Source organism: Catellatospora sichuanensis (genome assembly GCF_007483665.1).
GTDB classification, from domain to species: domain Bacteria; phylum Actinomycetota; class Actinomycetes; order Mycobacteriales; family Micromonosporaceae; genus Catellatospora; species Catellatospora sichuanensis.
Map to the genome: position 1 here is coordinate 106,788 of NZ_ML660192.1, position 15,222 is coordinate 122,009.

Below are 15,222 nucleotides of genomic sequence, written 5' to 3' on the forward strand. Positions count from 1 at the left end.
AGATCGGGCAGCCCCGCCCCACGCGAACATCAGCCAAGTCGGCTGGACCCGGCTGGCAGACCAACCGCACGCGGTGACCATCGATGAGCGCGGCCTGCTGCAACTATGGCTCCCCCACCAACCCGAGCCAGTGGCGTCCTACCCGGCCGGGGTCGGGTCCGTCGGTGGCCTGGCCTGCACTGTGGTTGAACAACGCCCCGTCGCCGTCCTCTCCAGCGGCGGACGAGTAGGTCTCGTCGACCTGCTCACCGGCCTGCCAGCCGACGACACGACGACCGACTTCACGCAGGACGCCTTACACGTCGCCGTGAGCCCACCGAACACCTCGACCAGGTCCATCATCGCCGTCCAAGATTTGAGCACCGAAGGCCGCGTCAACATCCTCGACCTCAACCCCGCGCCAACCGGCGACGGTCCCACCGCAGGCAGCGACGGACGCAGCGGCAGCAAGGCGCCCGTCTACCTCGACGCCGACATCGTGACCGTCGCCGGCCGGCAGGTCATCGCCGTGATCGGCGACGATGCCACACTGCGCCTTCACGACGTCAGCGACGGCCGACAGTCAGGCCCACCGCTGACCGCTCCGCCATGAGAACCCCCTACGGCGTCCGCCTACGATGCCTAACCCTCGGCAACCGGCCTGTCGGCATCTCCGCTACCCCAGGCCCCTTTGCCGCTCTCTATCTAGACGATGGAAGCCATCTGCCCCCGCCCGACCAGGGACCGCAACGCGCCGCCCTCGCCGGCCTTGCCTGTGACGCCTCAGGCCCCACCAAGATCGTCGTACTCAGCGACCAATGGGGCTCGATGATCGCCTGGGACCTGCAAACCATGCGCATGCTGGGCCACCGACCCAGCAAGAAGCCCGGCTCCAACGCCTGCCTGGCAGTGACCGCGCTCGAGGGCCGCACAACCATCCTGAGCGCAAGCAGAAAGGGCAAGCTGCGCCGATGGGAGACCAACCTGACAGCCCACGCCGCCCCGATCGCCGCCCACAATGGCCCCATCACCGCGATAAACACTCTCGACATCGACGGCCGCCCGACAGCCGTCACCGTCGGCGCCGACGGCCTGACAGGCTCCTGGACCTGCACACTGGCGTGCGCCGCGGACCAAAGTTGCGCCATCCTGCCCTGGTCAACGCGCTACTAGCCACCACGTTCGGCAACACCGCAGCCGCGATCACCGCCTGCGAAGACCGCACCCTGCGCATCTGGAACCTGCTCGACGGAAAGCTCCTCGACACCCTCCCAACACCCCGCCCAGTCAAGCGCATCTTCGCCACAGCCGACAACAACCTGGTCCTCCTCGATCCCGAAGGACTCACCTGTCTCGGCGGCAGCCAAAACGCCTAACGAACCAGCACCGTCGACAAGGTCGTCGCCGTCCTCACCCAGGCGGCGATCCTCGCCATATGCCTCGCGACATCACATGAGGTCGCAGGAGCGTCGCCTCTTCCCACCTATTGAGCGAGCCACCCGAAACGCACCCCGAGACGCGGCCCGCGAACGTCGTTTGAACAGGGAAAACAGCTCCAGAGATGAAGTCTGGAGTCTCCGGGGCTACATGACCCCTAAGTACATGATCACGATGGCCGGCGACCTGCTGCTTCCGTGATCGACATGCCGGGCGGCGACGAGATATCGCGCCGCCGCCCAGGCAAACCTCGCACAAGATCACGCATCACCTTGCCGCGATCTCCAGCCGAGATGGGGGCGGCCTGTGCGCCATCCCTTGAGCTCAAATCGCTTCGTTAGCATGTGAGCGTGAAGCAGTTTCGCAGCCTGCAGGCCGAGTGCAGGTGGCAAACTTTCTGCCAGTAGGCGTCATTCTTGGTCCCACGACACAGGCACGACGACTTCCTCGTTGCCGGGACCGTCGAGTGAGTGGCGGTAGCGTGCGCTCAGATTTACGTCTGCTACACGCGTCGGCGCACCGTCGACGTGCAGCGTAGCGGTCTCGATCGGCTGCGCCTCACCGGTGGCCGCGCCAACGGCACATAACCACGTCGTGGGAAACACACGAAGATCCGAGCTTCTCACGGCATAGCCCGCAGCGAGCGCGCGAGTGCCATTTACAACTACCCGCGGACACGAACCTCGACGGGCACCGCCTCAAGACCGGATCCCCGGTTCTTCCCCGACGGACACGTACCAAACCTGGCCGTTTCACTGCTCTTTGAGAGGCCGGCATTCGTTCCCGTTTTCGGGCTGACAACCTCCGGCAGCAGCCTGGCACCGGCGAGGTAGGAACGCTCACCGTCAGCGAAGTGGCGAGAGAGCACCACCTTGAGGGCACCTTGAAGCACTGCGCCGCGGGGCGACGGACTCAGCGGCTCCGCGATCTCCCACAGCGCGTCCGGCGCCACAATGGATCATCGCCTCGTCCGGGGAGAGCCGTCATGCCGCAGGCTAACGGCGCTCCAAACGAGACACGCCTTCAGGCCGAGAACGTCGTACGTCTCTGATAGTGCTCTGGGTATGGGTGCCCCGTTGGAACAGAATTATCCGGACGACCTTGGCAGCAAGATCTGTTGTTCATGCCGCGAAGATAAGGACTGGTCGAGATTTTCCAAAGATCGCAACCAGCCGGACAAGAGGAGTCGAAGATGCAAAGATTGCGACCGAAAGTACCGCAAACCGTACGATGCTTTTCGTGAAACTGCCAAAAAATATGGCATTTCGCTTGAGATTTACCACGAGCTCCTCGCATTGCAGCGCGGCCTGTGCGCAATCTGCGGAAATAGGTCTAGCGAAGCCCTCGTCGTTGATCATTGTCATGAATCAGGGTCAGTTAGGGGCCTTCTCTGCAGATCTTGCAACACTGGCATCGGTCTCCTGGGTGAATCAATCCGGAACCTCACGCGAGCACTATGCTACCTTCAAGGAAGCCATGAAGACACGAGAATGCGCTAGTTGCAGAGAAGAACGCGACGATTTCAGCCGGACGTCCTCCTACTGCCGACCGTGCGTGGTGCTGCGGAAGCGGGCTGAGACCCTGTCCCGCTATGGGCTTTCACTGGAAGATTTCAACCGCATCGTGGAGAAACTCGATAGGCGATGCCCGATCTGCCAAGAAGATCCGTCCCTCTTGAAGAAGGGTTGGGCTATTGATCACTGTCATGAAACGGGGGCATTCCGCGGAATCATATGCACGAGATGTAACGCTGGCATCGGCGGACTAGGCGACACCGCCCAGAGCGTCGAGAAGGCCATCGGCTATCTACTCAACTTTTATCGCCTCAACCCACGTGCCGCGGCGGCTCATATACAGCGCCATCCGCAAGATACGGAATTTATCGGTATGGTTGACACTAACCCGCCAGACCGAGTTAGCCGGAGTTGTCAACACTGCAGCAAACCTCTTGCACGCAAACATTCTCCCAGCCGCCAATACTGCGATCGCGCTTGCAGAACTGAAGCAATGCTCAGTCGAGAGTTCACTTGCCCGGTTTGCGGCACCGTCGGACGAACTGCCGAACGCAGGCGAATATACTGCAGTAACGCCTGCTATAACAGCGTTAAAAGCTCCAGGACTTACTCTCACCCGCCCTGCCCGATATGCACCAAGACTTTTGTATCTCATACGGGTCGTCAAATTTACTGCAGCCCGACTTGCTATGAAAAAAGTCGACCGAAAACGTTGTCGCCATCATGCCTCGAATGCAGACGAGTATTCTCCTCTCGCGACAAACGGAAGAAGTTCTGTTCACCGAAATGCGCGTACGATCACATGTACCCATCTCGCAAAACTACTCTCGGCTAAGAGATCAGTTGAGAATGTTAGACGCGTTGTGCCTGACCGTGAAGTGGATGCTGACTCCGACGTGCATGAGAGAGCAATCGGGCTTCGGAGCGGGTCTGGATCTTCCACGGAGACGGCGCGTCAATCGCCCTCGCGGGCGAACACCTGCACCGCCCACTGGAGCTGCGCGCCCCGCGTGGCCCGTCCCGGCGGGGTCGACGTGCTCGCCAGAGAGCTCGAAAGCACGGCCAGCGTTGACCCGGTCGTGTGGCGTCACCCTGGGCCGGCCAATGCACCTCACCTACTTCTATCGCCGTCTACCACGGTACGTCTTTGATCGCGCGGGTAAACAAGTCCGCCATCTGCCTGGAGTTCGCCGGATCCTCTGAGAGCTGGTGCTCGACTTCACTGAAGTCGTTGAGGCCAAGTGTGGATAACGCGAACGGGTCGATGAGTACACCCGGCTTCGGATCATAGGTGGCGTAGCGGGGCGAGTATTTGCCAATGGTGAGGGCGATGACCTGACGCGCGCCTGCCGATACGAGGAGGTTTCGAGCCCACTCAAGTGATGAACCCGTCGTCGTGAAGTCGTCAAAGACGATCACCGTCTTGTCTTTCACCTTCCGGCGATAGCCAGCACCAAGATGCACGGTCTGAACCTGGTTCGCGATCGAAACAGGCGACGGCCGGCCGGCCTTCCTCGCATTTACCCGTGCCAGGCTCGTATCCGGTGCCTCGACAGCTCGCACGAGTAAATCGTCTTTATAGTACCCATGTACCAAGGAGGCGGCGGGCTTGACGAACTGTTCGAGTTCTTTACTCAACTTGCCGACCTTGCTGCTCGGGTAGACGCAAAAGAAGGCACCCTTCGGTAGCATCCCTTCGACGTAAAGGCTAGAGATCGCGTGCAGGGTAAGCATGTCACTAGCGCGAGATTCGCCAATGTCGATGGGCCGATGATAGGTGAATACGTCTTGGAGAGTGAAGGATCCCTTGGGCGGGTTGGCTGGCAGTGTGGCACTTGCGGGCAGTACGCAGCGCAGTGCCAGTCTGCGTTTTGGGTCGTCGTAGCTGAACGAGAAGCGGGGTTCCTGCATCAGGAACTGTGATGCATGAGACGCAATATCTCTCGGCGACTCGATCACAAGGCACGTCTCGGGGTTTGATCCGAGCCACTTGGCGTGAAGGTAGAAGACGCCAGAATTGATGGCGGTTCGCCAGTCTAGCTTTGTGCTACCGACGTATAGCAGGTCGTGGTTGTCGACCCCGAGACCAGATGAGACGACGTCGATCCACAGGTGTGAGCCCCGGTTCTTCTGCTCCGGAACGTCGGCTCTCTTGATATGCAGGTCGGGCGCCGGGTAACCATGTTGTGCGCAGAGTTCCCTGACATTCATGGGGTCAGTGGTCAGGATGCAGATCCGCAGTCCGCAAGACTTGGCCCATGCTAGGACGGCCTGCATTTCGGTGGTCACTGCAGTCCCTCGGTGGAAGAGCGTCTTGTAGTCAAAGACGATCGCCTTGAGCGTCATGAGGCTTCCTCGATAAGTCGCGTCAGTCGGGTGGTCAACTGCTCAAGGTCTGCGCGGGGGATCTGGCGGAGTCGTAGTTCCCGGTCGAGAAGGTGCTCCACGAGCGTTAGGCCGTTCGTAGACTTTCCCAACTGAGTGCAGAGCGCACGGAACAGGTGGTCCAGGCGACGTCGTCCAGCGTCGTCGAAGATCTCCACTAGTTCACCTGTGGCCTGCTCGGCGACCAGTCTTGAAAGGTTGCCAGCACCTTCAAAGGTCAGGCCAATCGTCGGACGGGTGTACCTCGCCGCGAAGCGAACTGTGTGGGCGGTCCCCCCGCTGGCGCTGCCATCTGCCGCAACCACGACGTTAGCTAGGCCGGCCTGGAGCCTGTTACGCGCGACGAAGTAGTGTTTCTTGTAATGCTCGTCGGGAAGGTACTCGCTGACGACTGCCCCGCCCGACTCGATAATGCTCTGGCGAATATGGCTGGTCTCCGCGGGAAAGATCAGGTTGATGCCGTGGCCGAGGAAGGCCACGTTGCGGACGTTGTCTCGCAGAGCGAATCGGTGAGCCGCCGCATCGATGCCGTTGGCGAGTCCTGACACCAGGGTCATGGGGTATGCCGCCATCGTTCGCACTACTGCTTCCGTGGCTTTCACCCCCAGTGGCGACGGTTGCCGGGTTCCGACGACAGCGACGAAGGGACCTTCGTTGAGAGCAGCACGATGACCTTCGGCGAAGAGCCAACGCGGCCCGTCGGGCAGGTCACGAAGCCGTGGTGGAATCTCCCCCGGCCCTAGCAAGGTGATGGAGCGATCCGTCAGGCCGTCGAATTCTCTGTTCCCGAGTGAGATCAGGTCTTTGCGATCTTCTGCCAGATGCTGGCCAACGCGCTCCGCACTGGGAATCTTGGCGGCCTTCAACGCGGCGAGTATTGCTACGCGATCGCCCTCCAGCAGGATTCCGAGATCGCGGCCAAGGTGGCTCACCAGGTCAAATAGGCCTTTGCTGCCCAGCCCGTGGACCCGCCCCAGAGCCAGTAGCGAGGGGCCGAAGGGCAACTCGGTTACATGGTATTGCTCCGACCTGCGGACGATCTCCATTCCCGGCAGCGTGTGCTGGGGTGCCGTTTCCGCCTGGCGCCCGTCGGGCTGCGCTTTACCTGGCACCCTGCGTGATCCATCCTTGGTGGCCTCGTCAATGTCCGTGCGCAAGCCTACGCTGTATCGCGCGAGCCACAGCGTACGGTCGTGCCCATCGGGTCGACGATCAGTGACGGAGCTATCCGGGGTCAGGGCGACGGCAAGGTCAGATTCATCCGGCTGTCCATGGCGAGGTAGGTGTCCTCGGTCGCGGCTTCCAGAAAGCCCGCAGGTGCATCGACCTCGATCTCGGTCTCCTGGCCCAGCAACTCGGGCCACGGCGTGTGGGCACCGGCTTCGAACCCCTCGCGGGTGTCGCCGGACAGACGCGAGTCCTCGCGTTCATGCTGCCAGTACCGCCGCTGACGGTCTTCACGAAGCGCGTTGAGCATCTCTTCCGGTGCGTCAGGGCTGCGCGGGCGCTCGCGGTCGACGTCGTCGGCAATGCGGCGCTGGGCGTCGGCCAGCCTTTGGCAGGCAGCGAACAGGCGACGCGACATGCCTACGATCAAGTCTGTTCCAGGCACTGCGCCGGTCAGCATGTCGTGAGGCGAGGTGCGCCGATGTCGTCGGTCGTCAGGCTGTCGCCGCACCTCCTCGCGTTCCCGCGTGGTGGAGGCGTCGTTCTCCAGCAAGACGACAGTTGCGCCACTGCGCCGCCGATCGCGGTCGCTAACTTCCGGTCCGACTGGGCGAATGGACCGGCTAGAAGGCGGCAGCGCAGCCAAACATAGGTAGATGAGCATCCACGCGCGGGCAAGCGTCACCGCATCATCGCTGTCTGCCAGTGCAGGACTGACGCCCGCGGGCACTACGGTCGGGTTGACCGACTCGACGTCGATGGTCATCGACAGCCGATGGTCAAGACTCGTTCCGCACAGCACGCGCATGTGCGGTCCGTCCAGCAGACCCGGCGTACTCAACTGCTCGGCACCTTTCACCAAAGCACTGCGGGCGACCTTACGGGCACCCTTAGCCTCGACGAGCCAGGTCATACCGTCGTATCTATGTACGCCGACCAGATCCGGAAGACCGACCGATGCCGACCAGCCGGACCCTGCCGCAAGAGGCGTCGCCGCCTCCGCATGGGTGGTTGGCCCCAGGCCCATGAGCCCCCGGCAGGCCCATTCCGCCATGGTCATGCCGATGCGGTATCCGAACGCCGCCTGCGCCGTGCTCTCAGTCCCTTCCCGGTACACGACGTTCGGCTGGACCCGGTAGCCACCGAGCCCCCCGCTCCCACCGAGGTACGCGGCGAGCGGTGACCGGCGCGCGATCAGCTCCGACCACGCCAGCGCCGGGACAGCGGCGAGCCACGCAGTCGGGTCCCGACCGACAGAAATCGCAGCATGAGTCACCTCACGCCAGGTCGTCGGCACCCGATACATCCCGTCAGCCGGCACCACACCTGGCGTCGGCCACGCCACGACCGTGTCATCCCACCTATGAGGATGTGGCCGCGTGCCCGGCGTCAGAGGCGACGACCAGCGCACCAGGACCGGCACGTCGAACTCGTCCACCGCGCCAATAGGAACGCCACTTGCGTTGGGGGGTGGGTACATGCGGACAGCTTGACAGAGTCGGAAGCGTCACGCGGCATCGCACAGATGGAGCATGTGAAACGTCAAAGGCGCTCGAGGTTCGATCATGTACATCGAGTGCACACCGGGGCTACATGAACCCTACGTACATGATCACGATGGCAAGTGTGCTACGGCTGCCGTAAATCGTCATGGCCAGTGTGACGGACGTTATAGGTAGTCGCCCAAGATCGGTTTGGCCTTACCGCAACATCAAATCGGCAATCCGAAGCACCACCTGCGGTGCCACCCGGGCGACCGCAGACAACGGCGACCACCAGTGGCCCATCGCGAACGCCTCGCCCAACAACCGACACGCTGCCTGCGGACCGACGATCTCAGCCACTGCAGTCAGCGCCTGCCCCTGCAGGTTCGGGTTGGTGATGGTCCGGGCGGCGCGCTCGGCGTCGGCGGCCAGCCGCCGGGCCTGATCGGGGTCGCCGGAAGCGGCCGCAGCCTTGGTCGCCGCGGTCAGCGCCTGCGCCCGCACGTACGGGTCAGTGAAGGACCGGGCGGCCTGCTCGGCGTCAGCGGCCAGCCGCCGGGCCTGATCGGGGTCACCGGAAGCGGCCGCCGACTCGGTCGCCGCGGTCAGCGCCTGCGCCCGCATGCCCGGGTCGGTGACGGACCGGGCGATCTGCTCGGCCCGGTCGGGATCCCCGGACGCCGCCGCAGCCTTGGTCGCCGCAGTCAGCGCCTGCGCCCGCAGGTACGGGTTGGTGACGGACCGGGCGGTCTGCTCGGCGTCGGCGGCCAGCCGCCGGGCCTGATCGGGGTCACCGGAAGCGGCCGCAGCCACGGCCACCGCGGTCAGCGCCTGCGCCCGCATGCCCGGGTCGGTGACGGACCGGGCGATCTGCTCGGCCCGGTCGGGATCCCCGGACGCCGCCGCAGCCTTGGCCACCGCGGTCGGTGCGTATGCCTGCAGGTCCGGGTTGATGATGGACTTGGCGGCCTGCTCGGCGTCGGCGGCCAGCCGCCGGGCCTGGTCGAGGTCACCGGAAGCGGCCGCAGCCACGGCCACCGCGGTCAGCGCCTGCGCCCGCACGTACGGGTCGGTGATAGACCGGGCGGCCTGCTCCGCGTCGGCGGCCAGCCGCCGGGCCCGATCCGGGTCGCCAACAGCGGCCGCCGCCTCGGCCACCGCGGTCAGCGCCTGCGCCCGCACGTACGGGTCGGTGAAGGACCGGGCGGCCTGCTCCGCGTCGGCGGCCAGCCGCCGGGCCCGATCCGGGTCGCCAACAGCGGCCGCCGCCTCGGCCGCCGCGGTCAGCGCATGTGCCTGCGCGTACGGGTTGGTGACGGACCGGGCGGTCTGCTCGGCGTCGGCGGCCAGCCGCCGTGCTCGGTCCAGGTCGCCGGAAGCCGCCGCCGCCTCGGCCACCGCGGTCAGCGCCTGCACCTTCACATGCTGGTCAAAGGAGGATCGGGCGGCGTGCTCGGCGTCGGCGGCCAGCCGCCGGGCCCGGTCCAGGTCGCCAACAGCGGCCGCCGCCTCGGCCGCCGCAGTCAGCGCCTGCGCCCGCATGCCCAGGTCGGTGAAGGACCGGGCGGCCTGCTCGGCGTCGGCGGCCAGCCGCCAGGCCTGGTCGCGGTCGCCGGAAGCGGCCGCGGCCTTGGTCGCCGCGGTCAGCGCCTGCGCCCGCAGATTCGGGTTGGTGACGGACCAGGCGGCCTGCTCGGCGTCGGCGGCCAGCCGCCGGGCCTGATCGGGGTCACCGGAAGCGGCCGCCGACTCGGTCGCCGCGGTCAGCGCCTGCGCCCGCATGCCCGGGTCGGTGACGGACCGGGCGATCTGCTCGGCCCGGTCGGGATCCCCGGACGCGGCCGCGGCCCTGGTCGCCGCAGTCAGCGCCTGCGCCCGCAGGTACGGGTTGGTGACGGACCAGGCGGCCTGCTCGGCGTCGGCGGCCAGCCGCCGGGCCTGATCGGGGTCACCCGAAGCGGCCGCCGACTCGGTCGCCGCGGTCAGCGCCTGCGCCCGCAGGTACGGGTCGGTGACGGACCGAGCGATCTGCTCGGCCCGGTCGGGATCCCCGGACGCGGCCGCGGCCCTGGTCGCCGCGGTCAGCGCCTGCGCCCGCTGGCGCGGGTCGCTAATCGACCGGGCTAGGGCTTCGGCGCGGGCGGGTTGCCCGAGGTGCGCCCAGACGGCGGGTAGGCCAGCGGGGATGTTGGTGTTGCGGTCGGTCAGGTTTTTACGGCGTATCGAGAGCAACGCCATAACTTCCAGATCAGGCTCGGGCTGGGCAAGCAGCAGTGTCTGGATGGTGGTGATCTCGGTGAGGGCAGCGGTGTCGCCACCGGACAGGTCGAGCATCCGGTCGTGGCGAGCGGTGTCGGTGGACAGGGCGACTAGGCGAGTTAGGTCGCCGATGCTGGCAAGGAGGCGGTAGTAGCCGCGGAGCAGGTACTCGGGTGTGGTGGGCGGCCAGTTTCGTGTCTGGTAGGTATCGGCCCAGGCGTGTAGCCGTTGTCGGTTGTCGTTCAGGCGGAGGGGGCCGATCCGGCCGGTGGCTGTTTTCTGGAGTTCCTCATGGCCGAGAACGTACACGTCGGGTTCCTGGCCGGGCCGCCATTGACTGCCGCGAGTGTTAAACGAACGTCCGGCAACGGTGGCGAGGTGCTCTTCGACTTGCCAAGGGAGTTGACCCGTGAGTTCGGCCAGGTCCCGGGCGCTAAGGCCACCAACGGCGGCGGTGAGCAGACCCAGCAGATCCTGTTCAGCAGGGCTGCCGTTCAGCAGGTGGGACAGCTCGCGCTGCATGTCTTTCTGTACAACTCGGGCCTGCGCGGAAGGGGTGAGCGGGAAAATGACGGCCTTGTCGTACAGCGGGTGGCCGGGTGGCACGTCATCGGGCACGGGCGGGTTCGGCCGACCAGCGACGATAATCCGTACCCCATGCGAGGGCCTCTCCGGCAGCAGCGCCGCGATGCTATGGGCATCAGGCCCGGTGGTGACCCCGCGGTCCTCGTCGAGACCGTCGACGAGCAGCACCAGCCGCTCACCCCTTGCCTCGCACCGCTTCCCCGCCTGGGCCAGCAGATACAAGAAGGTGAACTCACGGGTGGCGTCGGTCAGCACCGGCATCGGCTCATCGAGTAGTTCGGCGAGTTGTCCGACGACTACCTCGGTGAATGCGACCCGGTCGCTCTGCCCGGCGTAGCGGGCAGTGATGAAGAACGACACTATGTTCACCCCGGCTGGGGGATGCAGCGCGAACCAGGACATCAGCGCCGACTTGCCCGCCCACGGTCCGGCCCGCCAGTACCGGTACGAGTCGGCGTCAGGCATGGTGCAGAACGCGGCCATATCGGCCGTCTCCTGATCACGGTCGTACAAGTGCTCCGGTGCGATCTGGGCGACCTGCAGCCGGTACGCCGAGCGGGCCGGCACCACATACCCGGCCGGTACAGCCGGCTCGGAACGACGGCTGTAGTGACCGGCGTTGTGCGCCCACCACAGGCCTTCGTCATCGGGGTTGGCCCAGCCACCACCATCATGGGTGATCCGCTGCGGGCGCTGCCCCACCACCTCGTCGCGCAGGAAAGAATGCAGGTGGCGGGAGCCGATCGTGGTGCCTGCGGTCGTGATCCCTGCCCGCAGCACCTCGATCATGGTCCGGGTGACAACCCCACCGTAAGCAGGCTGATCGGCGCTGGAGGTCAGCAGCTCGTACCGGTGCGTTCGCCGGCCCAACCCGACCTGCTGCCATGCCGCGGCCTGCGCCGCACCGACTCCCGCGTGGCAGGTGTCCAGCAGCACCAGCAGCCCGTCCAAGTTCGGGTTGTCGCGCAAACCCTCCTTCAACAGCTGCGACACATGCACATCCGCGTCGAAGTGACCCCGGCCGCTGCCGTCAGCGGGCAAGAAGTAGAAGTCCTCGTCGACTGCGATACCGTGCCCGATGAACGCCAGCACCAGCACCGACCCGTCACCGTCGTTAGCCCGGGTGAACGCGGCCCGCACCGCCTGCATCAGGCCGGTCCGTGACGGGTCGATCAGCACCGGCCCCACGTCCAACGCGGGCTCGCAGCCGCCCAGCCCGGGATCTACCAGGACCCGTGCGAGGTCCTGGGCCAGCTCCGGTAGGAAACTCAATGGCTGTTGCTGTGCGGCCGCGCACTGCGACCCGATCACCAAAACCAGACGGCGGGCGCGGAGGGTACTCACCCAGTCACACTGTCAGACGAAACCCACCCCAGCATCCGCCCTATGTCCAGGAAGGAATCCGCGCATGGCCCGCATAGTGCTCGTCCACGGCATCGCCCAGCAGCAACGCTCCGCCGACGACCTCGAACACGAGTGGCTGCCCGCCCTCGCCGGTGGGATCCGCATCGCCGGACACCGCGACCTCGCCGACCAACTCTGGCCGATCCGGCCCGCCGACCGGTGGGCCAGGATGGCGTTCTACGGCAACCTGTTCCTCACCCCCGACCAGCAGGGCCACACCAGCGACCTCACCGACGCGCAACTCGACCTCGCTGACGACATCGCCACCGAATGGCTCACCAACGCCCTGGACTCCACCAGGGCCCGCGACGCCGGCACCGCCCGCCGAGAACTGGATGCCCTGCAGCACGATCCCACCGACGCCCAAGGACTGCGGGCCGTGACCGCCCGCGCGCTGGCGTCCCTCGACCGTATCCCCTGGTTCGGCAACGCCGGATTCCACCTCGCCGGCCGCAACGCCATCGTCGGCCAGGCGGTGCGCTACCTCACCGAACCCGCAATCCGGCAAGCCGCCATCGCCGCCGTCCACGAACACGTCGGCCCCGATACCCGCGTCGTGGTTGCTCACAGCCTGGGCTCGATCGTCGCCTACGAAGCCCTGCACGCCAGACCACAACCCCTGCCCCTGTTCGTCACTCTCGGCAGCCCGCTCGGCCTGGCCTCAGTGATCCGCTGCCTGCAGCAACCTCCTACTTATCCGGCTGGCGTGCACCGTTGGATCAACCTTGCCGACCGCGACGACATCATCGCCGCCCGCCCGAAACTCACCAAGATCTTCGACAACGCACGCCCACCAGCCGCCGTCTTCGAGAGCACCTACACCGTCGACAACGGTGCCGAACCCCACCGCGCCACCTTCTACCTCACCAAACCCACCATCGGCAACGCCATCGCCGACGCGCTCGGCGCCAAAGTGAGCAACTGTTGACGTCCTTCGCCAAGGCCTCCGTCCCCGGCCCACGACGGAACGACGGCTAGGGCGGCGGACCGGTGAACGGGGTAGAGACAAGCCGGGTTGTCGCGGGAAATAGGCCACTTCCTGCGACAGCCACACTGACTGCTTCACGTTTGAGGCGCTGACGAGACCTGCACCCATCGATAAGGCCGCGTCAGCACCGGAGCGGCGATCCTCGCCGTACATCTCGTACATCGACCCGTTGGGTCGAAGTACGCCTCGCTTACACCTCGCACCGCCGACCACCACCAGGTCGAAGCAGCATCGCTTCTTCCCACCCATTGAGCGAGCCGCCCGAAACGCACCCCGAGACGCGGCCCGTGAACCGCCGTTGAGCAGTAAAAATAGCTCCGAGGAGGAAGTCTGGAGTCTCCGGGGCTACATGAACCCTAAGTACATGATCACGATGGCCGGTGAGCTGCCGCTCACATGATCACGATGGCCGGGTGGTGATGGCCACGGTGAAGTCGCCGCCCGGCCGTACGTCGGCGTGAGGCCGCCAGGTCATCATGTTCGGAGGACGATGCCAGCACGTGTAGTCGCCATGGACGTCGGCTCAGTCGCTCGCCCGAGCACCTCGTGCTTCGCGGGGCCCCCTGGCACCGCTCACCGACAACCAGCAGCAGATCGACCGCGCCGAAACCGAGTCGAGCTCGGCCGGCTCTTGCCGGTGATTGCTGGCGGTATACAGCCCTGGCCTAATCCCTTGCCGGGGCGGTGGGCCAACCTGACGGCACAGGAGTCGCTGACCTACCCTGGGCTCCTACAACGTGATGTAGGGCCTTGACGGCGTACGACAATGTGAGGCGATGCGAAGTTGCTGATGTGATTGGACTGATCATGGCATCGTGGACCAGGCGCGACGGCGGGCTTTGGGTACCGTCAGATGTGTTGCCGGTGCAAGCTCAAATACTGCGACCGCGTGATGGCTTTGCTGTCTGGGTTCAAGCAGTCGCCACTGTGACTGCCCTGGCCATCGCAGCGTGGAGTGCGTGGATGACCTTTCGGCTAACCGAGAGCCAGGTTCAAGCCAATCAGAGCCAAGTGACCGCAAATCAGATAACGCAAGATCGACTGATGGCGAGGTTTGCATCCAAGGTGTCCTACTGGATCAAGGAAAGGACATGCGATGACCATGACACGTGCACTCTAGTCATTCAAATCGATAATCGCTCGTCAGCACGACTGTTAGGTGCAGCGTTCACCCAGGCAGACAGGCCCACCCCGTCGAGCCGACTTCGAATGTTTGGCATCAACTGGAGATTCCCGGACGTGCCAGCGTGCCAACGGGTTGTAGTAACCGTGTATACCCGTCCTGATGAACAGCCAGGTGCGATGTACTTTGTTGATCCAGCAGGATTTTGGGCGATTGATTTCGTTGGCACGGTATGGAATGTCGGAAACGCCAGAGTCGGTACTGTTTGGTCTCTGAACCAAAAGGAACCGACTCTTGAAACCATCCAGCAGTTCCAGGATTGCGCCGAGAATTAGTACTCCAGTTGCAGTTTGCCTTTCAAGTATCTGTGCTGGTAGTGGCATAGTTTTGCCCTATGTTGATGGGCTTGCCGCCACCATGACCATCGATTGACTGGGTCTGCTGCACCGATAGATGACAGGTGTAGTCACGCGGCCTGACTGGCCGGTGAGGTCATGATTGTCTCGAACTCGATGGGGGTCAACTTGCCGAGCGGGCGCTGTCGTCGGCGCCGGTGGTAGGTGCGTTCAATCCAGGTCACGATCGCGGTGCGCAACTGGTCGCGGGTGGCCCAGGACCGGCGGTCGAGGACGTTGTTCTGCAACAGGCCGAAGAACGACTCCATAGCGGCGTTGTCGCCGGCGGCGCCGACCCGGCCCATCGAGCCGAGCATGCGGTGCTGGTGCAGCGCGGCGACGAACTTCCTCGATCGAAACTGGACGGATTCAACCGGTCGTCGCAACACCTTGATTCTGGAGGTGTTGATGGGTCGCCCGGCGGGGTGGATGAAGGCGTTGACGGGCAGGGCCGCGATGAAGTCGCCCGGGGCGCCGTCGCATCGGCGGGACGTGGAGCGGG

The 15,222-nt window shown here is 64.9% G+C and carries 12 protein-coding genes; 7 read left to right on the forward strand and 5 right to left on the reverse strand.

Annotation, left to right across the window (positions count from 1 at the left end; all coding sequences use genetic code 11):
* The first annotated feature begins 73 nt into the window (after nucleotides 1-73).
* The 5 genes from FLL47_RS13770 to FLL47_RS45160 all read left to right on the forward strand — a co-directional run bounded on the left by FLL47_RS13770 (nucleotide 74) and on the right by FLL47_RS45160 (nucleotide 3,765).
* Nucleotides 74-592 carry a hypothetical protein gene (locus FLL47_RS13770; protein ID WP_144120904.1) on the forward strand — a complete coding sequence of 173 codons (519 nt, stop codon included), beginning with the start codon at nucleotides 74-76 and terminating at the stop codon, nucleotides 590-592.
* Nucleotides 593-807: 215 nt separating this feature from the next.
* Nucleotides 808-1,152 carry a hypothetical protein gene (locus tag FLL47_RS13775; RefSeq protein ID WP_144120905.1) on the forward strand — a complete coding sequence of 115 codons (345 nt, stop codon included), beginning with the start codon at nucleotides 808-810 and terminating at the stop codon, nucleotides 1,150-1,152.
* Entirely contained in the window at nucleotides 1,119-1,355 is a 237-nt protein-coding gene (locus FLL47_RS13780; protein WP_144120906.1) for a hypothetical protein, read from the forward strand. Before FLL47_RS13775 ends, FLL47_RS13780 begins: the two co-directional genes overlap by 34 nt.
* 1,125 nt (nucleotides 1,356-2,480) lie before the next feature.
* A complete protein-coding gene (locus FLL47_RS45155; protein WP_425457693.1) occupies nucleotides 2,481-2,915 on the forward strand; it encodes an endonuclease VII domain-containing protein in 435 nt (144 codons plus the stop codon).
* Complete coding sequence (locus FLL47_RS45160) at nucleotides 2,893-3,765, forward strand: endonuclease VII domain-containing protein (protein WP_425457694.1); 873 nt, start codon at nucleotides 2,893-2,895, stop codon at nucleotides 3,763-3,765. The genes FLL47_RS45155 and FLL47_RS45160 overlap by 23 nt, the downstream gene beginning before the upstream one ends.
* A 296-nt stretch (nucleotides 3,766-4,061) precedes the next feature.
* Here the strand turns inward: FLL47_RS45160 and FLL47_RS13795 are convergent, their stop codons facing one another.
* The 4 genes from FLL47_RS13795 to FLL47_RS13810 form a co-directional block, all read right to left on the reverse strand.
* Nucleotides 4,062-5,276 (reverse strand): hypothetical protein, encoded by a 1,215-nt coding sequence (locus FLL47_RS13795; RefSeq protein ID WP_144120909.1) that lies wholly within the window; start codon nucleotides 5,274-5,276, stop codon nucleotides 4,062-4,064.
* Complete coding sequence (locus FLL47_RS13800) at nucleotides 5,273-6,361, reverse strand: DNA-processing protein DprA (protein ID WP_144120910.1); 1,089 nt, start codon at nucleotides 6,359-6,361, stop codon at nucleotides 5,273-5,275. Before FLL47_RS13800 ends, FLL47_RS13795 begins: the two co-directional genes overlap by 4 nt.
* Before the next feature lie 188 nt (nucleotides 6,362-6,549).
* Entirely contained in the window at nucleotides 6,550-7,920 is a 1,371-nt protein-coding gene (locus FLL47_RS13805; protein WP_144120911.1) for a hypothetical protein, read from the reverse strand.
* Between the two features lie 262 nt (nucleotides 7,921-8,182).
* Nucleotides 8,183-12,082, reverse strand: a complete 3,900-nt coding sequence (locus tag FLL47_RS13810) for a caspase family protein (protein ID WP_144120912.1) — start codon at nucleotides 12,080-12,082, stop codon at nucleotides 8,183-8,185.
* Between the two features lie 136 nt (nucleotides 12,083-12,218).
* Here FLL47_RS13810 and FLL47_RS13815 point away from each other — a divergent pair, with 136 nt between their 5' ends.
* Nucleotides 12,219-13,142: an alpha/beta fold hydrolase gene (locus tag FLL47_RS13815; RefSeq protein ID WP_144120913.1), complete on the forward strand. Its 924-nt coding sequence runs from the start codon at nucleotides 12,219-12,221 to the stop codon at nucleotides 13,140-13,142.
* Nucleotides 13,143-13,994: 852 nt separating this feature from the next.
* Complete coding sequence (locus FLL47_RS13820; RefSeq protein ID WP_144120914.1) at nucleotides 13,995-14,660, forward strand: hypothetical protein; 666 nt, start codon at nucleotides 13,995-13,997, stop codon at nucleotides 14,658-14,660.
* Between the two features lie 131 nt (nucleotides 14,661-14,791).
* On the opposite strand, the gene FLL47_RS13825 is transcribed toward FLL47_RS13820, so the two are convergent.
* Nucleotides 14,792-15,222 (reverse strand): integrase core domain-containing protein (locus FLL47_RS13825; protein WP_246157890.1); only part of this gene is annotated, 431 nt, incomplete at its 5' end.

Excerpts from the sequence above, each read along its gene's own strand:
- FLL47_RS13795 (WP_144120909.1), bottom strand. The coding sequence starts at position 5,276 with ATGACGCTCAAGGCGATCGTCTTTGACTACAAGACGCTCTTCCACCGA.
- FLL47_RS13775 (WP_144120905.1), top strand. The coding sequence starts at position 808 with ATGATCGCCTGGGACCTGCAAACCATGCGCATGCTGGGCCACCGACCC.
- FLL47_RS13800 (WP_144120910.1), bottom strand. The coding sequence starts at position 6,361 with ATGGAGATCGTCCGCAGGTCGGAGCAATACCATGTAACCGAGTTGCCC.
- FLL47_RS13815 (WP_144120913.1), top strand. The coding sequence starts at position 12,219 with ATGGCCCGCATAGTGCTCGTCCACGGCATCGCCCAGCAGCAACGCTCC.
- FLL47_RS45160 (WP_425457694.1), top strand. The coding sequence starts at position 2,893 with ATGAAGACACGAGAATGCGCTAGTTGCAGAGAAGAACGCGACGATTTC.
- FLL47_RS45155 (WP_425457693.1), top strand. The coding sequence starts at position 2,481 with ATGGGTGCCCCGTTGGAACAGAATTATCCGGACGACCTTGGCAGCAAG.